The sequence below is a fragment of the Streptomyces sp. NPDC050806 genome, from assembly GCF_055586425.1.
Genome location: NZ_JBVJIF010000011.1, coordinates 168,740 through 190,054, shown reverse-complemented (window position 1 = coordinate 190,054; position 21,315 = coordinate 168,740). Strand labels below are relative to the sequence as shown.

15 protein-coding genes are annotated in these 21,315 nt (G+C 72.5%); 5 read left to right on the top strand and 10 right to left on the bottom strand.

The window, feature by feature from the left end:
* Positions 1 to 31 precede the first annotated feature (31 nt).
* From ACZ6WH_RS32475 to ACZ6WH_RS32440, 8 genes are all read right to left on the bottom strand, one after another.
* The gene (locus ACZ6WH_RS32475; protein WP_432858963.1) at positions 32 to 196 is read right to left on the bottom strand and encodes a DUF5993 family protein; all 165 of its coding nucleotides are present in this window, start codon (positions 194 to 196) and stop codon (positions 32 to 34) included.
* Between the two features lie 111 nt (positions 197 to 307).
* Positions 308 to 1,138 carry a cytochrome c biogenesis CcdA family protein gene (locus ACZ6WH_RS32470; RefSeq protein ID WP_469732949.1) on the bottom strand — a complete coding sequence of 277 codons (831 nt, stop codon included), beginning with the start codon at positions 1,136 to 1,138 and terminating at the stop codon, positions 308 to 310.
* Complete coding sequence (locus ACZ6WH_RS32465) at positions 1,135 to 1,902, bottom strand: DsbA family protein (RefSeq protein ID WP_469732948.1); 768 nt, start codon at positions 1,900 to 1,902, stop codon at positions 1,135 to 1,137. Before ACZ6WH_RS32465 ends, ACZ6WH_RS32470 begins: the two co-directional genes overlap by 4 nt.
* 105 nt (positions 1,903 to 2,007) lie before the next feature.
* Entirely contained in the window at positions 2,008 to 2,481 is a 474-nt protein-coding gene (locus tag ACZ6WH_RS32460) for a hypothetical protein (RefSeq protein WP_469732946.1), read from the bottom strand.
* A 458-nt stretch (positions 2,482 to 2,939) separates the two neighbouring features.
* The gene (locus tag ACZ6WH_RS32455; RefSeq protein ID WP_432858955.1) at positions 2,940 to 3,488 is read right to left on the bottom strand and encodes an ATP-binding protein; all 549 of its coding nucleotides are present in this window, start codon (positions 3,486 to 3,488) and stop codon (positions 2,940 to 2,942) included.
* Between the two features lie 275 nt (positions 3,489 to 3,763).
* A complete protein-coding gene (locus ACZ6WH_RS32450) occupies positions 3,764 to 4,531 on the bottom strand; it encodes an enoyl-CoA hydratase/isomerase family protein (protein ID WP_361555874.1) in 768 nt (255 codons plus the stop codon).
* 127 nt (positions 4,532 to 4,658) lie between these two features.
* On the bottom strand, positions 4,659 to 5,900 hold the full coding sequence (locus tag ACZ6WH_RS32445) for a L,D-transpeptidase (protein ID WP_469732944.1): 1,242 nt from the start codon (positions 5,898 to 5,900) through the stop codon (positions 4,659 to 4,661).
* Between the two features lie 224 nt (positions 5,901 to 6,124).
* Positions 6,125 to 7,342: a L,D-transpeptidase gene (locus ACZ6WH_RS32440; protein WP_469732943.1), complete on the bottom strand. Its 1,218-nt coding sequence runs from the start codon at positions 7,340 to 7,342 to the stop codon at positions 6,125 to 6,127.
* A gap of 165 nt (positions 7,343 to 7,507) precedes the next feature.
* On the opposite strand from ACZ6WH_RS32440, the gene glgX reads away from it, so the two are divergent.
* The 5 genes from glgX (at position 7,508) to ACZ6WH_RS32415 (ending at position 17,818) form a co-directional block, all read left to right on the top strand.
* On the top strand, positions 7,508 to 9,727 hold the full coding sequence (gene glgX / locus ACZ6WH_RS32435; protein WP_469732941.1) for a glycogen debranching protein GlgX: 2,220 nt from the start codon (positions 7,508 to 7,510) through the stop codon (positions 9,725 to 9,727).
* 107 nt (positions 9,728 to 9,834) lie between these two features.
* Positions 9,835 to 11,706, top strand: a complete 1,872-nt coding sequence (locus ACZ6WH_RS32430) for an ABC transporter ATP-binding protein (RefSeq protein WP_469732939.1) — start codon at positions 9,835 to 9,837, stop codon at positions 11,704 to 11,706.
* Complete coding sequence (locus ACZ6WH_RS32425; RefSeq protein ID WP_469732937.1) at positions 11,706 to 13,622, top strand: ABC transporter ATP-binding protein; 1,917 nt, start codon at positions 11,706 to 11,708, stop codon at positions 13,620 to 13,622. The genes ACZ6WH_RS32430 and ACZ6WH_RS32425 overlap by 1 nt, the downstream gene beginning before the upstream one ends.
* Positions 13,623 to 13,975: 353 nt before the next feature.
* A complete protein-coding gene (locus ACZ6WH_RS32420) occupies positions 13,976 to 15,967 on the top strand; it encodes a M4 family metallopeptidase (protein WP_469733216.1) in 1,992 nt (663 codons plus the stop codon).
* A 222-nt stretch (positions 15,968 to 16,189) separates the two neighbouring features.
* A complete protein-coding gene (locus ACZ6WH_RS32415; protein WP_469732935.1) occupies positions 16,190 to 17,818 on the top strand; it encodes a M4 family metallopeptidase in 1,629 nt (542 codons plus the stop codon).
* 218 nt (positions 17,819 to 18,036) lie between these two features.
* Here the strand turns inward: ACZ6WH_RS32415 and ACZ6WH_RS32410 are convergent, their stop codons facing one another.
* On the bottom strand, positions 18,037 to 18,465 hold the full coding sequence (locus ACZ6WH_RS32410; RefSeq protein ID WP_469732933.1) for an NUDIX hydrolase: 429 nt from the start codon (positions 18,463 to 18,465) through the stop codon (positions 18,037 to 18,039).
* 152 nt (positions 18,466 to 18,617) lie between these two features.
* Entirely contained in the window at positions 18,618 to 21,257 is a 2,640-nt protein-coding gene (gene glgP, locus ACZ6WH_RS32405) for an alpha-glucan family phosphorylase (protein WP_469732931.1), read from the bottom strand.
* Between the last annotated feature and the right edge of the window lie 58 nt (positions 21,258 to 21,315).

The following is a 21,315-nucleotide window of genomic DNA, read 5'->3' as shown; positions in this document are numbered from 1 at the left end:
GGTCGGCGCGGGCCGGCGGGCGCGGCACGCTTCACTGCGGCAGACCGGGCACGACTGCGCCCGTGAGGTGATGTGCCGCCAGCCAGACGGCGGCGGCGAACATCACCGACCACGCCGCGACCGCCGCCACTCGGCTCCGCCGGCCCACGACGCACAGGAAGGTGGCGAAGAGACCGGCGAAGAGGAGGGCTTCCATGCCACGGCAAGCTAGTGGCCGGCCGGCGACATCCCGCGCACGCCACGGAAGGTCACCGGCCGCCGCACCGGATATGAGCCGAATGGCCGCACGGCCGGCCCATGAGTGGGATCAGTCCTTCGTCTTCTTGTCCGGGCGGAGCGCGATGCGGCCGAGCACCGCGGCGACGGCCAGCGCGGCCACCGCGATCAGCACGGTGTCCGGCACGGCGTCCCCGGCCGCCGCCGCCCATTCCTCCAGCCGGAATTCCGCGTCCGTGCCGAGGATTCCGGGCAGCGCGCTCGTGCCGTTGAACGCCAGGAAGAGCACGCCGATGCCGATGAAGAACAGCCCGGAGACGAGCGAGGTGGTGTGCAGCCGCAGCGGCCCGAGGCCGAACTCCCGGCCGCGCAGCCAGCCGCGCCGGCCCAGCTGGAACCGGTCCCACAGCAGGGCCAGTACGAACAGCGGCAGCGCCATCCCCAGCGCGTACACGGCCAGCATCGAAGCGCCGTACACCGGCGAGCCGCTGACCGCCGTGACCGTCAGTACCGCGCCCAGGATCGGCCCGGCGCAGAAGCCCGCGAGGCCGTAGACGCAGCCCAGCAGGAAGGTGGAGACGGCCGAGCGCGGGGTGATCCGCGCGGCGGCGGACTGCGCCCGCCGGGACGCGAAGCCCAGGCCCAGGATCTGCAGCACGCCCATCGCGATCACGACCCAGCCGCCGACGGCGATGAGCAGGTCGCGGTGGCCGTTGAAGAGCCGGCTGGCGGCGGTGCTGGCCGCGCCGAGCGGCGTCAGCGTGACCGCCAGCCCCAGGTAGAAGACGCCGGTACGGGCCAGCAGCCGGCCGGGCGTGGCGAGCGAGTACGCGAAGAACGCCGGCAGCAGCAGCGCGCTGCACGGGCTGAGCAGGGCGAGGGCGCCGCCCAGGAAGGCGGCGAGGTAGCCGATGTCGCTCACTTGCCGCCCCCGTTCTCCTCCGCGCGGGCCGCGGCCTCGTCGATGGCCTGGGTGAAGGTGGCGGTCGGCTGGGCACCGGCGATCGGCTCACCGTTGACCAGGAACGACGGGGTGGACTGCACGCCGAGGTCGTAGCCCTCGCGCTGGTCGCGGCCGAGCGCGTCCGCCGCCGCCTCGCTCTTCATGTCGCGCCGGAAGCGGTCGATGTCCTCGATGCCGCTGTCGCGCGCCAGGCCGGTCAGCTTGTCCTCGGCGAGCGCCGGGCCCTTGCGGCTCTTGGCGTACAGCGCGTCGTGCAGCTCCCAGAACTTGCCCTGCCGCCCGGCGGCCCAGGACGCGCGCGCGGCCCGCTCGGAGTCCTCGCCGTAGATGGTGAAGTTGCGGAACTCGATCCGCAGAACGCCCTTGTCCACGTACTTCTTGATCAGTTCGGGCTGGGTCTCCCGCGCGAAGCGGCCGCAGAAGCCGCACTGGTAGTCGGCGTACTCGACCAGGACGACCGGCGCGTCGGTCCGGCCGACGGCCAGCGCGTCGCCCTTCTCCCGGCGCGAGGTCTTCTTCTCGATGTCGTCGTACATCTGCCGGCGGCCGCCGGGGTCCGACTCCGAGACGGAGGCGGCGGGGCCGGGCTCGGCGGAGGTGTGGTCGCCGCCGCCCTCGATGGCCGTGCCGACGGCTACGCCGATCGCGACGAGGCCGACGATGAGGGCGAGGATCGCGCCGACGGCCGCGAGACGGCGGCCCGGCGAAGCGGATGCGGACATGGGTGTGCTCCTGACGTGCGGATGCGGATACGGAGGGGCTGCGCCGGTACGCGCGTACGGCTGCCGGGGCACCGAGGTGTCCGGGCGCCGGCGCGCGGGGTGGCGCTATATCCGCAGTACGGTCAGGAGTCTGCCGGTGTCGGCGGCGGGCGCGGGGCCGGTCGGTGGCCGGGCGAGGGCGCAGCGCGCGGGGTCGTGGGAGAGGTACGGGGCGGGCACGGCCGCCGGGGCGGCGAAGGGCTCCCCGCGGTGCGTGGCGGGCGCGGGCGCGCTGTCGCCGGAGGCGGGCGCGTCGTGCGGCGCACACCTCTTGGGCGCGGACGCGGCCACGGGGACCGGATCCGCCGACTGCGGGGTGGCGACCGCGTGGGCCGGAACCGCGGTCCGGGCCATGTCGGACGGGGCCACGGTCCGCTGTGCGACGGAGGCCGCGTGGGCCGGGGTCACGGCCGCCGTCCGTGGCGCCGTCGCGGCCGGTGTGCCGCCGCCCGTCCGGCAGAGCAGCGGCGCGAAGACCACCGCGAGGAGGACCAGCAGCGTCCAGGCGGCCGAGCGGTGCGCACGCCCCGTCGCTCCCATGCGGCCGCTCCCTCCCCGGTGTCCGGCGCCGCCCGGCACCGGGCGGCTTCGGCGCCCCATCCTACGGACCGCCGCGGCCGGCTCCCAGGGGGGAACGCCGGTCTCGGCCGAGGCCCACCGCGCGGCCCGCATAACCATCGGGCGAATTCGGCAATTACTCAGCGATCGCCCAGGCGGGAGCGGTAATTGGAAGGTCGGTGGCGCAACTCACCTTGGATCGACCGAGGATTTCCACCGATACTTCCGCACATGACCGATATGCCCTTTTGGCAGCCGCCTGCCCTGCCTGCGATAGTCGGGGCAACGACCCCCCATTGACCCGGGCCAGGTCGTACCCGCGCCGTGGACACACCCCTTCCGTCCGCCGGCGCGCGACAACTGGGGCCCGTTCCGCCGACAGCGCGGAAGGGCCCCAGTCACGTTTCCGGGCACGAGCGGCACGGCTCACCGCGCCGCGCTCACGCGCGGTCCGTCACCCGCATCTCGAACCACGTCGTCTTGCCGCGCGGCAGCAGGTCGACGCCCCAGCGGTCGGAGAGCTTGTCCACGAGGAAGAGCCCGCGCCCGCTCACGTCCAGCTCATGCACCGGCATCAGACAGGGCAGGCCGCGCGACGGATCGCGCACCTCGATGCGGATCCAGCCACGGCGCCGCAGCATCCGCAGGCCGAACGTCCGGGCGCCGGTGTGCCGTACGGCGTTGCCGACCAGCTCCGACACGAGCAGTACGGCGTGCTCGGCGAGCGTGGGCGTCAGCGACCACTGTTTCAGCAGTACGGACTGCGTCAACCGGCGTGCGGTCGCCGCCGATTCGGGTCGAGAGGGGAGCCGCACCTCGTCAAGGGCGGGGTCACCGATGAGATCGAGCGCCCTCGACGCTCCGTCCCCCCGAGCGGCAGCCGTCACCCTGACACTCTCCCCCTCCACATCCTGGGCGGGCAGAACCCAGCGCGCGGCAGCCGTACCGGTTCGCGGCTGCGGCTGCTCCCTACCTTCGAGGCCCGCCATGCCACCATCATGGACGCAACCGACACGGCACGGGGGCGGAACCGCGGGAATCGGTCTCCCGGAATCCGCGGCTCCCGCACCCCCTCCGGTCATATGCCATGGGCAGTCAACCGGCCGGTACACCCCATCTGACCTGCACGGTAATCCGGCTCGCGGCGGAGCGTCGAGACCGCGCGCGGGGCACTCCATAAGGCTCCCTTGAGCCTCACATCATTCCCCCACAAGGGGCACGCGTGCGCGCCCGCTTCCCGCATGCCCCGCCAACACCTGCCCGGTCAGCGGAACTTGGCCTTGCCCGGGCCCTCCTCGACGAAGCTGCGCATACCCGTCTCGCGGTCCTCGGTAGCGAACAGACCTGCGAACCAGTTGCGTTCGATCGTCAGTCCGGTGTCGATGTCGGTCTCCAGACCGGCGTCCACCGACTCCTTCGCGGCCCGCAGCGCGATCGCCGGGCCCGCGGCCAGCCGGGCGGCCCAGGCGTGCGCCTGCGCGTACACCTCTTCGGCGGGAACCACACGGTCCACCAGCCCGAGCGTGAGCGCCTCGTCGGCCTTCACCTGACGACCGGTGAAGATGAGGTCCTTGGCCTTGGAAGGGCCGATGAGGCGGGCGAGGCGCTGGGTGCCGCCCGCACCGGGGATCAGGCCGAGCAGGATCTCGGGCTGGCCCAGCTTGGCGTTCTCCGCGGCGATGCGGAAGTCGGCGCAGAGGGCGAGCTCGCAGCCGCCACCGAGCGCGTACCCGGTCACCGCGGCGACCACGGGCTTGGGAATGCGGGCGACGGCGGTGAAGGAGTCCTGCAGGGCCCTGGACCGGGCGACCATCGCCGCGTGGTCCATCACCTGCATCTCCTTGATGTCCGCGCCGGCCGCGAACACCTTCTCACCGCCCCAGATGACCACGGCGCGGACGTCGTCGCGGCGGGTCGCCTCCGCGGCCAGCTCGCGGAGCCGGTCCTGGGTGGCGGTGTCCAGCGCGTTCATGGGCGGGCGGTCCAGGCGGATGGTGCCGACCCCGTCGGCGACCTCGAAGTTCACAGTCATGCAGGCAGGTTAATGGCCGTTCACGGGAACGTCGCCGGTGCCTCTCGTCACAGTGCGGCCGCGCCGTACGACCGCGGTCCCGTCGGCGCTCCCCCGCCGACGGGACCCCGCGTCACCGTCCCGGCCGCTACTTTGCGGCCTGAGCCGGCTGCGGCTTCTTCCAGTCCTCCCACGGCATGTTCCACACGTTCAGCCCGTTCTCGGGCTGGATGGTGCGGTCGTGCGAGTTCTTGACGACGACCAGGTCACCGATCAGGGAGTTCTCGTAGAACCAGCCGGCGGGCGTGGACGTGGAACCGCCCCGGTAGTCGAAGAGCCCCACGCAGCCGTGGCTGGCGTTGCGGTTGCCGAACGTCCACTGCCCCGACCAGTAATTGCCGTGGATGAACGTGCCGGAGTCGCTGAGCCGCATCGCGTGCGGCACGTCCTTGATGTCGTACTCCCCGCCGAAGCCGACGGTCTCGCCGTTCATCCGCGTCACCGGGTGCTTCTCGCTGATCACCATCTTGCCGTTGTACGTCTCGGTGCCCGGCGCGCCCGACGTGATCGGCAGGGTCTTGACCTTCTTGCCGTCGCGGACCACGGTCATCTGGTGCGACGCCGCGTCCACCGTGCTGACCTGGCTGCGGCCGACGGTGAAGGTGACCTTCTTGTTCTGCGTCCCGTACACCCCGGGGCGGCCCTCGACGCCGTTGAGGTTCATGGTGAACGTGACCTTCGTGCCCGGCTTCCAGTACTTCTCCGGGCGGAACTCCAGGCGGTCGTTGCCGAACCAGCGCCCCTCGACGGGCACCGACGGCTCGGCCGTCACCCTGATCGCCTTCTCGACCGCCTTCGGGTCGGTGATGCCGCGGGTGAAGCGCAGGTCGACCGGCATCCCGACGCCGACCGTCTGCCCGTCCTCCGGCACATAGCGCCCGACGAAGGTGTTCTTCGGGGTCAGGGTGGTGAAGTCGGCGTGCTCGGCGGCCTCACGGCCCTCGGAGTCCTTCGCCACCGCGTCGACGGTGTACTCCGTCGCGGTGCCCAGGTGGCCCACCGGCTGCCAGACGCTGCCGCCCCCGGACAGTTTGCCCTCGACCGCCCTGCCCTTGCGGTCCTTGACCGTGACGGACTGCAGCGTGCCCTTGTCGACCGTCACCTTCAGGGTCCCGTTCGTGGCGACGCCCTCGGCGCCGTCCTTCGGGGATATCTTCAGCGTCGCCTGCGACGGCGTGTCCTTGCCGCCCTTGTCCCCCTCGTCACCGCTGCCCCCGCACGCGGCCACCAGCACCATCAGCGCCCCGAGCACCGGAGCGAGCAGGACCTTTCCCCCCTGCCGCCGCCGAAGCCGCTCCCGCGGCGCCCCCCATATCGGCTGCACGTCCAAGACTGGCCTCTTTTCCCCTCGCACAACCCGCATCCGCAGCGCGCGGCACGGGCCACGCGCGCGCTGCCGCCAGATAACCACACTGCGGACGGGAGGGGACTCCCCGGACATGTCACCGTTTTGTACCGACTGGTGAGGGTGGTACGGGACGTACGGAAGGGGCTCCGGCGGGCGGTCGAATCGGCCGGATAACGGCCCGTCCCGGACCCGCCGGAGCGCCGCGTTCAGTCGGCCGCTGAGCCCCGCAGCCACGCGCGCCACGTCATGTTCCAGCCACCCAGACCGTTGTCCGGGGCCACCGTCGTGTCACGGGAGCGGATCACCTCCACGATGTCGCCGATGAGCGAGGTGCGGTAGAACCAGCCCGCCGGGGTGTCGGGGCTGCCGCCCTGCTCGTCCCGCAGGCCGACGCAGCCGTGGCTGGTGTTGGCGGCCCCGAACGTGGCCCTGGGCGCCCAGTAGTTCCCGTGCAGGAACGTGCCGGAGGTGGTCAGGCGCAGCGCGTGCGGCACGTCGGGGATGTCGTACTCCCCCCCGAAGCCGACGGTGCCCCCGTCCATCCGGGTCATCGGGTGCCGTTCGAGGATCACCATCCGGCCGTTGTACGTCGGGTTGTCCTGGTCGCCCGCGGTCACCGGCAGCGTGGCGAGCGGTTTCCCGGCGCTCCGTACGGTCATGGTGTGCGCGGCTGCGTCAACAACGCTGGTCCGATCCCGGCCGATCCTGAAGCGGACCGTCTTGTGCTGGATCCCGTACACCCCCGGCGCCGCACGGAGGTCCCGCAGCCGCAGCGCCATCGTGACCTCGGTGCCCGGCCGCCAGGGCTCACGGGGCCGGAAGTCCAGCCGCCGGTCGCCGAACCAGTGGGGCGCGACGGTCACCTCGGGGCGCGCGGTGACGGTGATGGCGCGCTCGACGGCGGCCCGGTCGCGCACGGGGCGGTTGAAGTCGAAGGAGACGATCATCCCGGTGCCGACGGTGGAGCGGTGCTCGGGGCGGAAGAAGCCGACGATGCGGTGCTCGGGCACGTACGTGGTGAAGGAGGTGTGCCGGGCGGTGCGCCGGCCGCGGCCGTCCAGCGCGACGGCCTCGACGGTGTACCGGGAGGCGAGCGCGAGCGGGGCGCCGGCCGAGCGCCAGCCGCGCCCGTCGGGGGTGAGCCGGCCGGGCACCGGTTCGCTGCCGGTGTCGCCCGCGCGGGTGACCTCGACCCGCTCCAGCCGGCCGTCCGGCACCCGCACCTCGACGCGGTGGTCGGCGGGCACGCCGCGCGCGCCGTCGTCCGGATGCACCCGTACGGCCTCCTTCGGTGAGGGCGGCTCGTCCGACGCCCAGCCGCCGGGTCCCTGGCAGCCGGCGAGCAACGCGGCGCCCGCGAGCAGCGGTACGGCGGCCGTCCAGGGACGCCGGAGCGTTCGGTACGTCAGGGATCGGTTGGTCACGGTGGTCTCAACGAGCGCTCCCTTCGTGGGGAAACGTGACGTCCCGACCGGTTCGGGGAAGGAGGAGTGCAGGGAAGGATTGCCGGGAGGGCACGTCCACACACGCGGCCGGGGCGCCGCGTACGGCACCGCCCGATCGAGTCGCGAGCCGCGGGAGGCTGCCACGTGTCGAGCGCGCTTGAGCAGGAGGCTCTGCCGGACGAGGGCAGGGCGAGACCGGCCGCTGCCCCGGTCACGGTGCGGCCGGGGTCCCCGCAGCCGCTCGGGGCGCGGTTCCGCTGCGGTCCGGACGGCGTCGCGGGCACGAACTTCGCGCTGTGGGCGGCGGGCGCCGAGTCGGTGGAGGTGTGCCTTTTTGACAAAGCGGGCGCCGAGACCCGCCATCCGCTGGCGGAGCTGACCCACGAGATCTGGCACGGCTTCGTCCCCGGCGTGCTGCCGGGGACGCGGTACGGCTACCGGGTGCACGGCCGCTGGGACCCGTGGACCGGCGCCCGCTGGAATCCGGCGAAGCTGCTGCTCGACCCGTACGCGCGCGCGGTCGACGGGGACTTCCTGCTGCCGCCGGAGGTGTACGGGCACGTGCGGGACTGGCCCGAGCAGCACATAGCGGACACGGTGCGCGACGACCGGGACTCCGCGCCGCACGTCCCGAAGGGCGTCGTCGTCCACGACGACGTGCCCGGCGACGACTGGGAGGACGACCGGCGGCCGAAGACGCCGTGGGCCGATTCGGTGATCTACGAGCTGCACGTGCGCGGCTTCACCAAGCGGCACCCGGACATCCCTGAGGAGCTGCGCGGCACGTACGCGGGACTCGCGCACCCGGCCGCGATCGGGCATCTGACCCGGCTCGGGGTCACGGCGGTCGAGCTGCTCCCCGTACACCAGTTCGCACACGAGGATCATCTGCTGCGGCGCGGGCTGCGCAACTACTGGGGCTACAACTCCATCGGCTACTTCGCGCCGCACGCCGCGTACGCCGCTTCGGGGACGCGCGGCCAGCAGGTCGGCGAGTTCCGCCGGATGGTGCGGGCGCTGCACGACGCGGGCATCGAGGTCATCCTCGACGTGGTCTACAACCACACGGCCGAGGCGAACGAGATGGGCCCGATGCTGTCCCTGCGCGGGATAGACAACCGCGGCTACTACCGCCTCCAGCAGGACCCGCGCCGGTACGCCGACTACACCGGCTGCGGCAACACCCTGCACGTCGTGCAGCCGAACGTGCTGCGCCTGATCACCGACTCGCTGCGCTACTGGGTCACCGAGATGGGCGTGGACGGCTTCCGCTTCGACCTGGCCGCCGCGCTGGCCCGCTCCATGCACGACGTGGACATGCTCTCGCCGTTCCTCGCGGTGATCGCGCAGGACCCGGTGCTGCGCCGGGTGAAGCTGATCGCCGAGCCGTGGGACGTGGGGATGGGCGGATACCAGGTCGGGGCCTTCCCGCCGCTGTGGACGGAGTGGAACGACCGGTACCGCGACACCGTGCGGGACTTCTGGCGCGGCGCCCAGCACGACGTACGCGACCTGGGCTACCGGCTGTCCGGCTCCAGCGACCTGTACGCCTGGGGCGGCCGCCGCCCGCAGGCCTCGGTCAACTTCGTCACGGCGCACGACGGCTTCACCCTGCGCGACCTGGTCTCCTACGAGCACAAGCACAACGAGGCCAACGGCGAGAACAACCGCGACGGCACGGACGACAACCGCTCCTGGAACTGCGGCGCCGAGGGCGAGACCGACGACGCGGACGTGCGGGCGCTCCGCCGTCGCCAGCTGCGCAACCTCCTCACCACGCTGCTGCTCTCCACGGGCGTGCCGATGCTGGTCGCGGGCGACGAGCTGGGCCGCACCCAGCAGGGCAACAACAACGGCTACTGCCAGGACAACGAGCTGGGCTGGCTGGACTGGTCGCTGACGGAGGACCCGGAGTGGCGGCCGCTGACCGAGCTGGTCTCCCGGCTGACCGCGCTGCGCCGGGCGCATCCGGTGCTGCGCCGCCGGGCCTTCTTCTCGGGGCGGCCGAACGGTCCGGACGGGCTGCGGGACCTGGCGTGGTTCACCCCGGCGGGGACGGAGATGGCGGAGGGCGACTGGTACGCGCCCGCCGCGACCCTGGGCATGTTCCTGTCCGGGACGGACATCCCGCAGCGGGACGAGCGGGGGCTGCCGGTGACCGACGACAGCTTCCTGGTCCTGCTGCACGCCGGGCACGCCCCGGGCCGCTTCACCCTGCCGGCAGCGCCGTGGGCCCGTACGTACGAACTCCTCGTGGACACCGCGCGCGAGGACCAGGAGGCGGAGCCGGGGACGGCGTACGAGGCGGGCACCGAGGTGGAGCTGCCGGGACGGGCGGTGTGGCTGCTGCGGGCCGGGCGGTGAGCCACTGACGGACGGCGCGCGGCGTCCCCCGCGGCGTCAACTGCCGCTCCCCCGGCGGGAAAAAACCGCATGAGGATTGTCAGTGGCGACTTCTACGCTCACTGCTGATGAGCGCTGCAGCGAACCGCCCCGAGCCCGCCGTCCCTCCGCCCCGCTCCGCCGTACGGTCACTGCTGCGGCTGTGGCCGTACGTCCGCCCCGTACGCGCCCGGCTGTCCGGCGCCGCGATCGTCGCCGTCCTCGCCTCCTGCATGGGCCTGCTGATCCCGCTGGTGCTGAAGTGGCTGGTCGACGGGCCGGTGGCGCGCCGGGACGCGGGCGGCATCTGGCTGGGCGGCGGGCTCCTGCTGCTCCTCGGACTGGCCGAGGCGGGGCTCTTCGGGCTGCGCCGGTGGCTGGTGGCGCGCCCCCTGGCGGGCGTCGAGGCCTCGATGCGGGACGCCCTCTACCACCATCTGCAGCGGCTGCCGGTGGCCTTCCACGACCGCTGGCCCTCGGGGCAGCTGCTCTCGCGCGGCACGACCGATCTTCAGCTGCTGCGCATGTTCCTGGCGTTCCCGCTGACGTTCCTGTTCGTCAACGGCGTCACCATCCTGGTCGGCTTCGCCATCCTGCTCGGCCAGCGCTGGACGCTGGGCCTGGTGCTGCTCGCGCCGCTCCTGCCGCTGATGGTGCTGTGCTACGCGTTCGAGGCGAAGTACTCGGTCGCGGCGCGCCGTTCGCAGGACCAGGTGGGCGACCTGACCACGCTGGTCGAGGAGTCCGTGCTCGGCATCCGCATCATCAAGGGCTTCGGCCGGCACCGCGCCCAGGCCCGCGCGTACGCCGCCCTCACCCACGAGCTGCGCGGCACCGAGCTGCACAAGGCGCGGCTGCTCGCGGCGATCTGGGGCGTGATCACGTTCCTGCCGGAGACCGCCATCGGCGCCGCGCTGGTACTCGGCACGGTCCAGGTCGCGGACGGGGACCTGTCGGCCGGCACGCTCGTGGCGTTCCTCTCCACCGCGCTGGCGCTGCGCTGGCCGGTGGAGTCCATCGGCTTCCTGCTGGCCATCAGCAACGAGTCGGCCACCGCGGCCGACCGGTACTTCGAAGTGCTGGACGCCCCGCCGGCGGACGCCGACGACGCGTCCGCGAGCGCCGCGGCCCGCGCCCTTGCGCCCGGCTCCCCGGCCCCCGACGGACTCGCCTTCACGGGGGTGGAGTTCCGCTACCCCGACGCGCCGCCGGGCGCCCCGCCCACGCTGCGCGGCGTCGACCTGCACATCCGGCCGGGCGAGACGATGGCTCTGGTGGGCGCGACGGGCAGCGGCAAGACCACGCTCACCGCGCTGGTACCGCGGCTGTACGACGCGACCGGCGGCCGGATCACCCTGGACGGCCGGGACATCATGACCCTGCCGCGCGACGAGCTGCGCTCCCTGGTCGCGGTGGCGTTCGAGGAGCCGACGCTCTTCTCCGCCACCGTGGTGGAGAACGTCCTGATGGGCGGCGAGGAGGCGGGCGAGGACGGCGTCGAGCGGGCGCTGCGGACCGCCCAGGCGCAGGAGTTCGTCGCCGCGCTCCCGCAGGCCGGGCACACCCAGGTCGGCGAGCAGGGCCTGAGCCTGTCCGGCGGCCAGCGGCAGCGGCTCGCGCTGGCCCGCGCGGTGGTCGGAGCGCCGCCCTTCCTGGTCCTGGACGATCCGCTCTCCGCGCTGGACGTGCACACCGAGGCGCGGGTCGAGACGGCGCTGCGGGAGGTCCTGGCCACCACCACCGCGCTGATCGTCGCGCACCGCCCGTCCACGGTGCTGCTCGCCGACCGGGTCGCGCTCCTCTCGGACGGCCGGATCACCGCCGTCGGCGGTCATCAGCAGCTGCTGCGCGAGAGCGCCGAGTACGCCCACCTGATGTCCGGCGCCGACCTGGCGGAGGACGGCCCGGCAAGCGCTCCCGCCGCCGCCGGACCGCAGCGCACCACGAAGGAGACGGAGTGATGACCACGACCACGACCGCGGCCGGCCGGCCTCCGGAGGACGGCGACGCGGACCCGGCCGCCGCCCCCGGTTCCGCGCCCGCCGAGGACCCCTTCGACCAGGACGTCCTGCCCACCCCCAAGGGCGCCTCGCTCACCCTGCTCCGCTCGCTGCTGCGCCCGTACCTCCGCCGCGGCCGGCTCACGGTCGTCCTGCTGCTGCTCCAGCAGGCCGCCGTGCAGGCGGGCCCGCTGCTGGTCGCGTACGCCATCGACCACGCCGTGCCCGCGCTGCGGGCGCACGACCACGGCCCGCTGCTGGCCGTCGGCGCGGGCTACCTGGCATGCGCGCTGGCCGCCGGCGCGCTCCAGTACGCCTTCACCCGCTCCTGCTCCCGGGTCAGCCAGGACGTCCTGCGCGACCTGCGCGGGCGGATCTTCCGGCACGCCCAGGCGCTCAGCCTGGACTTCCACGAGCGCTACACCTCGGGCCGGCTGATCTCCCGCTCCACCACCGACGTCGAGAGCCTGCGCGAACTCCTCAACGACGGCCTGCAGGAGCTGGTCGGGGTCGTGCTGTCGATGGTGTACGTGACGGCGATGCTGCTGTACCTGGACTGGGGCCTGGGTGCCGCCGCCCTGCTGTCGACGGGCCCCCTGCTGCTCCTGATCCGCTCCTTCCAGCGCCGCTCGCTGGCCGTCTACAAGCGCCGCTCGACGGCCATCGCGGCGGTCATCGTGAAGTTCGCCGAGACGCTCAACGGCATCCGCCCCGTGCAGGCCTTCCGCCGCGAGCGGCCCAACGACACCGAGTTCGCCCGCCTGAACCACGTCCACGAGCGGGCCAACGGCACCGCCATCCTGGAGATGGCCCGGTACGTCGTCCTCTCCCGCACGTGCGCCAACATCGCCCTCGCGGCCATCGTGCTGTGGGGCGCCTACCGGGTCGCCACCGGCTCGCTGGCCCTCGGCGTGCTCGCCGCCGGCGTCCTCTACCTGCGCCGGCTGTACGACCCGATCGACCGCCTGGGCATGTTCCTCAACGCCTACCAGTCGGCGGCCGCGTCCCTGGAGAAGATCGCCGGCCTGCTCGCCCAGCGCCCCGCCGTCCCCGAGCCGGCCAGGCCCGTCGCCCTGCCCCCGGCCGCCGGCGGCAGCCCCGGGCGCGAAGTGGTCTTCTCCGGCGTCCGGTTCGCGTACCGCACCGGCGGCGAGGTGCTGCCGCGCTTCGACCTCACGCTGGCCGCGGGGAGCACGGTCGCGGTAGTCGGCCGTACGGGAGCGGGCAAGTCCACGCTCGCCAAACTGCTGGCCCGCTTCTACGACCCCTCCCCGAGCTCTCCATCATGTTCGAGCAGTGGAGGCTCCCCTGCGGGCCGGGTCCTCCTGGACGGCGTGGACCTGCGCGACCTGTCCACCGCCGAACTGCGGCGCGGCGTCGTGATGGTCACCCAGGAGGCGTTCCTGTTCTCCGGCACGGTCGCCGAGAACATCGCCGTCGGCCGCCCGGACGCCACCCGCGCCGAGGTCGAGGCCGCGGCGCGGGCCATCGGCGCGCACGAGTTCATCAGCGCGCTTCCCGACGGCTACGACACGGATGTGCGCAAGCGCGGCGGCCGCATCTCCGCCGGCCAGCGCCAGCTGGTCTCCTTCGCCCGGGCGCTCCTCGCCGACCCGGCGGTCCTCGTCCTCGACGAGGCCACGTCCTCCCTCGACATCCCCGGCGAACGCGCCGTCCAGCGCGCCATGCACACCGTCCTCCGCGACCGCACCGCCGTGGTCATCGCCCACCGCCTGTCCACGGTCCGGATCGCCGACCGCGTCCTGGTCATGGACCACGGCCGGATCATCGAGGACGGCACCCCCGACCGGCTCGTCGCCGACCGGGGCCACTTCGCCGACCTGCACAGCGCCTGGAAGGAGAGCCTGGCGGGGTGACGGCCCCACGCCTCGCCGTACGGGTCCGGGCCGCCGGCCGTCCCGGGATGGTTGACCGCTATACGAACGCCAACCGCCGCTCTACGGACGTTTTCCGGCCATGTTCTTGAAGGGATCCTGACAACCGGCCGTGGCGGGTGGGAAGCTGCGCGGCAGTCGAAACGGGTCCCCACAGCACCACCGCCCGCACCGACCACGTATGCACCGCTCCCCCCACACGCACTTGTTCTGCCCGGACGGCCACCCAGCCGACCGGTCCCCTCGGCCGCGGCCCATCCCGTCGCGGCCTCGCAGAAGGAGCCAGCGTGACACGCACCCCCCATGGACGTTCCGGACCGGCCCGCAGACGTGCGATGGCCACCGGCACCCTCGTCGCCGTGACCGCCCTGCTCGCCGTCGGCGTACCGACCGGCGCGGGCAACGCGGCCCCCAACCCCGGCGTCACTCACGTCCAGCCCCGCGCGGGCGCACTGCCCGCCAAGCTCTCCCCCTCGCAGCGTGCGGAGCTGCTGAAGGAGGCGGCGGCCACCACCGCGCAGACGGCGAAGAAGCTCCAGCTCGGAGCCGAGGAGAAGCTGGTCGTCCGGGACGTCCAGCAGGACCGGGACGGCACCACCCACACCCGGTACGAGCGCACCTACAAGGGCCTGCCCGTGCTCGGCGGCGACCTCGTCGTGCACGAGACCCGCTCCGGCAAGGTCCAGCGGGTCACCAAGGGTGTCAAGGCCCGGATCGCCGTGCCGAGCACCAAGGCGGCCGTCGCGCCGGCGACCGCCGAGTCCAAGGCCCTGAAGGTCTCGAAGGCGGAGGGCGCCGAGAAGTCCGACGCCGAGGAGCCCCGCAAGGTCGTCTGGGCGGCGAACGGCACGCCGGTCCTCGCGTACGAGACCGTGGTCGGCGGCGTGCAGGAGGACGGCCAGACGCCCAACCGGCTGCACGTCGTCACCGACGCCACCACCGGCGAGAAGCTGTTCCAGTACCAGGAGATCGAGCAGGGCACCGGCAACAGCCAGTACAGCGGCAAGGTGACCATCGGCACCGCGCCGTCGTACACCATGACCGACACCGCGCGCGGCAACCACAAGACGTACAACCTCAACCACGGCTCGTCCGGCACCGGCACGCTCTTCTCCGACCCGGACGACGTGTGGGGCGACGGCACCCCGCAGAACGTCCAGACCGCGGGCGTGGACGCCGCGTACGGCGCCCAGCTCACCTGGGACTACTACAAGAACGTGCACGGCCGCAGCGGCATCAAGGGCGACGGCGTCGGCGCGTACAGCCGGGTCCACTACGGCAACAACTACGTCAACGCCTTCTGGGACGACAGCTGCTTCTGCATGACCTACGGCGACGGGTCGGGCAACACCCACCCGCTCACGTCCATCGACGTGGCCGCCCACGAGATGACGCACGGCGTCACCTCCGCCACCGCCGACCTCGTCTACAGCGGTGAGTCCGGCGGCCTGAACGAGGCGACCTCCGACATCTTCGCGGCGGCCGTCGAGTTCAACGCCAACAACCCCCAGGACCCGGGCGACTACTTCGTCGGCGAGAAGATCGACATCAACGGCGACGGCAGCCCGCTGCGCTACATGGACAAGCCCAGCAAGGACGGCGCGTCCAAGGACTTCTGGTACTCCGGCGTCGGCAACGTCGACGTGCACTACTCCTCCGGCATCGCCAACCACTTCTTCTACATGCTGTCCGAGGGCAGCGGTGCGAAGGACGTGAACGGCGTGCACTACGACAGCCCGACGTCCGACGGGCAGTCCGTGCCGGGCATCGGCCGGGCCAACGCCGAGAAGGTCTGGTTCAAGGCGCTCACCCAGTACATGAGCTCCAACACCAACTACGCGGCGGCCCGCACCGCCACCCTGAGCGCCGCCGCCGACCTCTTCGGCAAGGACACCCCGACCTACAACACGGTCGCCAACACCTGGGCCGCGGTGAACGTCGGCAGCCGCGTCGGGGACGGCGGCGACCCGGGCGAGCCCGGCGACAACGTCTACGAGAACAAGGACGGCCTGGCGATCCCGGACGCGGGCGCCGCGGTCACCTCGTCGATCGCCGTGAACCGGACCGGCAAGGCTCCGAGCACGCTCAAGGTCGGTGTGGACATCACCCACAGCTACCGCGGTGACCTCGTCCTCGACCTGGTCGCGCCGGACGGCACGGCGTACCGCCTGAAGAACTCCAGCTCCTGGGACTCGGCGGCGGACGTGAAGGCCACCTACACGGTCAACGCCTCCTCGGAGAACGCCACCGGCACCTGGAAGCTGCGGGTCCGTGACGTGTACTCCGGTGACACCGGCCGCGTGAACAGCTGGAAGCTGACCTTCTGACCCGGAACCCCGGCAGACGGATCAACAGGGAGGGCCACCCCCGCCGTTCGGCGGGGGTGGCCCTCCTCCGCTATGCGGACGACAGCTCGCTCTTTGCGAACAAATTGCAAACCGGGCCCAATTACCCGGTGACAGTCGCGCGTTGGAATGGCACGCTGACCCCGCACGTACCACCCGCATCGCTTTGCACCCCCACCACTTGGCAAAGTTGAAGGAGCACGCGTGACCCCCCACATATCGCGTACCACCCGTATCGCCGGTGCCTCCGTCGCCGCGGCAGCACTGCTCGCCGCCGGCATCGCCACCGGCACGGCGGGCGCGGCCCCCACCTCCCACGAGGCCGCCGGCGCGCCCGTGAAGATGACCGCCTCGCACCGCGCGGAGCTGCTGCGCGACGCGCAGGCCACCAAGGCGAAGACCGCCGAGGAGCTCGGGCTCGGCGCCAAGGAGAAGCTGGTCGTCAAGGACGTCATCAAGGACGCCGACGGCACCACGCACACCCGCTACGACCGCACCTACGACGGCCTGCCCGTCCTGGGCGGCGACCTGGTCGTGCACCAGGCCAAGGGCGGCGCCGTCAAGTCGACCTCCAAGGCCACGAAGGCCGCCGTCAAGGTCGCCTCCACCAGCGCGAAGATCGCCCCGAAGAAGGCCGCGGCCTCCGCCCAGTCGGTGTCCGGCAGGACGGAGGGCATCAAGAAGTCCGACGCGGCCACCCCGAACAAGGTGATCTGGGCCGCCTCCGGCAAGCCGGTGCTGGCGTACGAGACCGTGGTCAAGGGCGTCCAGAAGGACGGCACGCCCAGCGAGCTGCACGTCATCACCGACGCGAACACCGGCAAGAAGCTGTTCCAGCGCCAGGCGATCGAGACCGGCGCCGGCACCAGCATGTACAGCGGCAAGGTCGAGCTGGCCACCAAGAAGGGCAGCAGCGGCTACGAGCTGACCGACGACAGCCGCGGCGGCCACTCCACCCTCGACCTGGGCGGCAAGGAGAGCGGCGAGGGCAAGCTGCTCACGGACGACGACGACAAGTGGGGCACCGGCAAGGGTGACGACCCGCAGACCGCCGCCGTCGACGCCGCGTACGGCGCCCAGGCCACCTGGGACTACTACAAGAGCGTGCACGGCCGCAGCGGCATCAACGGCGACGGCAAGGGCGCGACCTCCCGCGTGCACTACGGCCAGAACTACGTGAACGCGTTCTGGGACGACAGCTGCTTCTGCATGACGTACGGCGACGGCGAGGGCAACACCCACCCGCTGACCGCGCTGGACGTGGCGGCGCACGAGATGTCGCACGGCGTCACCTCGGCCACCGCGAACCTGGAGTACAGCGGCGAGTCGGGCGGCCTGAACGAGGCCACCTCCGACATCTTCGGCACCTCGACGGAGTTCAGCGCCAAGAACGCCGAGGACCCGGGCGACTACCTCATCGGCGAGAAGATCGACATCAACGGTGACGGCAGCCCGCTGCGCTACATGGACAAGCCCAGCAAGGACGGCCAGTCGCTGGACTTCTGGAAGGAGGGTGCCGGCGACGTCGACGTGCACTACTCCTCGGGCATCGCCAACCACTTCTTCTACCTGCTGTCCGAGGGCAGCGGCGCCAAGGAGATCGACGGCGTGAAGTACGACAGCCCGACCGCCGACGGTTCCAAGGTCGAGGGCATCGGCCGGGACAAGGCCGAGAAGATCTGGTACAAGGCGCTGACCGCGTACATGACCTCGACGACCGACTACAAGGCGGCCCGCGAGGCGACCGTGAAGGCGGCCACCGACCTGTACGGCGCGGACGGCGCCGAGGTCAAGGGCGTCGAGGCGGCCTGGACGGGCGTCAACGTGAAGTAACGCTTCGCCACATGGCTCCCCTTACAGTCCGGGGAGTTTAGGGGGGCGGGTCGGCCGGTGGGCGTTGTCCACAGGGTGATCCGCTTCCCCGCACCGCACACAGGCCGAGCGGTGTCCGGAGGCTCCCGATATCCCTCCGGGCACCGCTCCTCCATGTCGCGGGGCCGGTCGTTCGGCCGTCGGTTGCCGGTCATCGATTACCGGGCGTCGGGCGCCGGTCAGGACAGGGCGCCGGCTCTTCGCAGGCCGTCGGTGGCGGCCGGGGACAGGGGCGTGTGCGGGAGATCGGTGAGCGGGATCCAGGCCACGGCGTCGGTGGAGCCGCCGGCTTCGGTGACCGCCGTCGGGCCGTCCTCCAGCGCGACGGCGTAGAACAGGCCGGTGAGCTGCCAGTCCACCCCGAGCCGCCGGACCTCGTAGGTCCGCGCGTCCAGCAGCCCGGCCTCCCGGACCTCCCGCCCGGTCTCCTCGCGCAGTTCACGTACCAGCGCGTCGACGGGCTGCTCGCCGGGGTCGATGCCGCCGCCCGGAAGATGCCACTGGCCGGGCGTGAACACCGGCGAGGCGTCGGACAGCCGGGTCAGCAGCGCCCGGTCATCCACCACCACGATCGCGTACGCCGAGACCCGTGTCCGTACCTGGCTCATCGATCCGCCCCCGTGAAACCGCCCGGCCGCTCCCGTGCGGCCGGCTGTGGGCAGCAGCCTACGGGGACGGCGCGGGCGGGGCGTGCCGGGAAGGGCGGGGCTTCGCGGTACGGCGCCGTGCCGGGTCGTCCGTGGCACGGCGCCGTACCGGGTCAGCGGAGCAGCACCCCGGCCGCTTCGCCCGTGGCCTCCGAGGGGGTCGCGATCAGCCCCATTTCGGCGCCGGTGGCGAGGAGCGGGTGGGCGGGGAGGATGCGGACGGTGTAGCCGAAGGGCCCCGTCCGGTCCAGCACCAGCGGTCCCTCGTAGAGCCAGCGGCCCTCCAGGTCGGGCCCGCCGGCCGGCTTCAGCGCCGCGGTGAGCGGGTCGGCGATCCGGTCGGACTCGTCGACCCGGCCGGAGACCAGCTGCACCTCGACGTCCTCGGGGGCCAGCTCGTCCAGCGCGACCCGGACGCGGAGCGCCAGGGTGCCGCCCAGTTCGGCCTGCCCGTTGGCGGGCGCGGCCGCGCTGCCGGTCTCCACGTGGTCGACGGCGACCCGCGGCCAGGCCTCGCGCACCCGGGCCTTCCACCGCGCGAGGTCGCGCGCGGCGTCCGGGGTGAGGGCGCGGTGCGCGTGCGCGGCGGGGGCGTAGAGCCGCTCGACGTACTCGCGGACCATCCGCCCGGCCAGCACCTTCGGGCCGAGGGTGACCAGGGTGCGGCGGACCATCTCGACCCAGCGGTGCGGTACGCCCGCCTCGTCGCGCTCGTAGTAGCGGGGCGCGACGCGCTGTTCGAGGAGTTCGTAGAGGGCCGCGGCTTCGAGGTCGTCGCGGCGTTCCTCGTCGGTGGCGGTGCCGTCGGCGGTCGGGATGGACCAGCCGAAGTCCGGCTCGTACCACTCGTCCCACCAGCCGTCGAGGACGGAGAGGTTCAGTGCGCCGTTGAGGGCGGCCTTCATGCCGGAGGTGCCGCAGGCCTCCAGGGGGCGCAGCGGGTTGTTCAGCCAGATGTCGCAGCCCGGGTAGAGCTTCTGCGCCATCGCCATGCCGTAGTCGGGCAGGAAGACGATGCGGTGCCGGACGCGCGGGTCGTCGGCGAAGCGGACCAGTTCCTGGACGAGGCGCTTGCCGCTGTCGTCGGCGGGGTGGGCCTTGCCGGCGACCACGATCTGGATCGGGCGCTCCGGGTGGAGCAGCAGCTCCATGAGGCGGTCGCGGTCCCGGAGCATGAGGGTGAGCCGCTTGTAGGACGGCACGCGGCGGGCGAAGCCGATGGTGAGGACGTCGGGGTCGAGGACCTGGTCGATCCAGCCCAGTTCGGCGGTGGCGGCGCCGCGCTGCCGCCAGGAGGCGCGCAGCCGCATCCGTACCTCGGTGACCAGCTGTTCGCGCAGGGTGCGGCGGAGGTCCCAGATGGCGGGGTCGGAGATGTCGGCCACCGCCGACCAGCGTTCGGAGCCGCCGACGGTGAGGGCGTCCTCGGTGCGGGTGGCGCCGATCTGTTTGGCGCCGAGGCGGAAGACCTCGGGGGCGACCCAGGTGGGCGCGTGCACGCCGTTGGTGACGGAGGTGATCGGTACCTCGTCGGCGTCGAAGCCGGGCCAGAGTCCGGCGAACATCTCCCGGCTGACCCCGCCGTGCAGCGTGGAGACGCCGTTGGCGCGCTGGGCGAGCCGGAGGCCCATGACGGCCATGTTGAAGACGTTGGGTTCGCCGCCGGGGTAGCTCTCCATGCCGAGGCCGAGGATCCGGGCGGCGTCGATGCCGGGGAGCTCGCCGTCGGGGCCGAAGTGCCGGGCGACCAGTTCGCGGTCGAAGCGGTCGATGCCGGCGGGTACCGGGGTGTGGGTGGTGAAGACGGTGCCGGACCGGACGGCTTCCAGGGCACTGTCGAAATCGAGCCCGCCGGCGTCCTCTTCGGACAGTTCGCGGATGCGTTCCAGGCCGAGGAAGCCGGCGTGGCCCTCATTGGTGTGGAAGACCTCGGGGGCGGGGTGGTCGGTGAGCCGGCAGTACGTACGGACCGCCCGTACGCCGCCGATGCCGAGCAGCATCTCCTGGAGGAGCCGGTGCTCGCTGCCGCCGCCGTAGAGGCGGTCGGTGACCTGGCGCTCGCCGGGGCCGTTCTCCTCGACGTCGGAGTCGAGGAGGAGCAGGGGGACGCGGCCGACGCGGGCCTGCCAGATGTACGAGCGCAGGCGCCGGCCGCCGGGGAGGGCGAGGGAGACCTGTGCGGGGCTGCCGTCGGCCTCGCGGAGCAGCTCCAGTGGCAGCTCGTTGGGGTCGAGGACCGGGTAGTGCTCCTGCTGCCAGCCCTCGCGGGAGAGGGTCTGGCGGAAGTAGCCGTGGCGGTAGAGCAGCCCGACGCCGATCAGCGGGACGCCGAGGTCGGAGGCGGCCTTGAGGTGGTCGCCGGCGAGGATGCCGAGGCCGCCGGAGTACTGCGGCAGTGCGGCGGTGATGCCGAATTCGGGTGAGAAGTAGGCGACGGCTTCGGGCAGGGCGCCGTCGACGGACTGGTACCAGCGGCGGCCGGCGAGGTAGTCCTGCAGCTCGTCGGCGCAGGCGGTGAGGCGGCGCAGGAAGCGGCGGTCGGCGGCGAGCTCGGCGAGGCGCTCGGCGGTGACGGTGCCGAGGAGCTGGACCGGGTCGGAGCCGGGCCGCTGCCGGCCCTCGGGGTCCAGGGCATGGAAGAGTTCGCGGGTTTCGGTGTGCCAGGACCAGCGCAGGTTCCGCGCCAGTTCGCTGAGCGGTCGCAGGGACGGGGGAAGGACGGGGCGCACGGTGAATCGACGAATGGCCTTCACGCTCCGACCGTAGCGGCGGCTCGGCCGCGGCAACCACAGCGCGCGGCCCGTGCCGCGG

Bases quoted from the DNA above. Each gene is read 5' to 3' on its own strand.
- ACZ6WH_RS32475 (WP_432858963.1), bottom strand. From the start codon at position 196: ATGGAAGCCCTCCTCTTCGCCGGTCTCTTCGCCACCTTCCTGTGCGTC.
- ACZ6WH_RS32465 (WP_469732948.1), bottom strand. From the start codon at position 1,902: ATGTCCGCATCCGCTTCGCCGGGCCGCCGTCTCGCGGCCGTCGGCGCG.
- ACZ6WH_RS32460 (WP_469732946.1), bottom strand. From the start codon at position 2,481: ATGGGAGCGACGGGGCGTGCGCACCGCTCGGCCGCCTGGACGCTGCTG.
- ACZ6WH_RS32455 (WP_432858955.1), bottom strand. From the start codon at position 3,488: ATGGCGGGCCTCGAAGGTAGGGAGCAGCCGCAGCCGCGAACCGGTACG.
- ACZ6WH_RS32450 (WP_361555874.1), bottom strand. From the start codon at position 4,531: ATGACTGTGAACTTCGAGGTCGCCGACGGGGTCGGCACCATCCGCCTG.
- ACZ6WH_RS32430 (WP_469732939.1), top strand. From the start codon at position 9,835: ATGAGCGCTGCAGCGAACCGCCCCGAGCCCGCCGTCCCTCCGCCCCGC.
- ACZ6WH_RS32425 (WP_469732937.1), top strand. From the start codon at position 11,706: ATGACCACGACCACGACCGCGGCCGGCCGGCCTCCGGAGGACGGCGAC.
- ACZ6WH_RS32420 (WP_469733216.1), top strand. From the start codon at position 13,976: ATGGCCACCGGCACCCTCGTCGCCGTGACCGCCCTGCTCGCCGTCGGC.
- ACZ6WH_RS32410 (WP_469732933.1), bottom strand. From the start codon at position 18,465: ATGAGCCAGGTACGGACACGGGTCTCGGCGTACGCGATCGTGGTGGTG.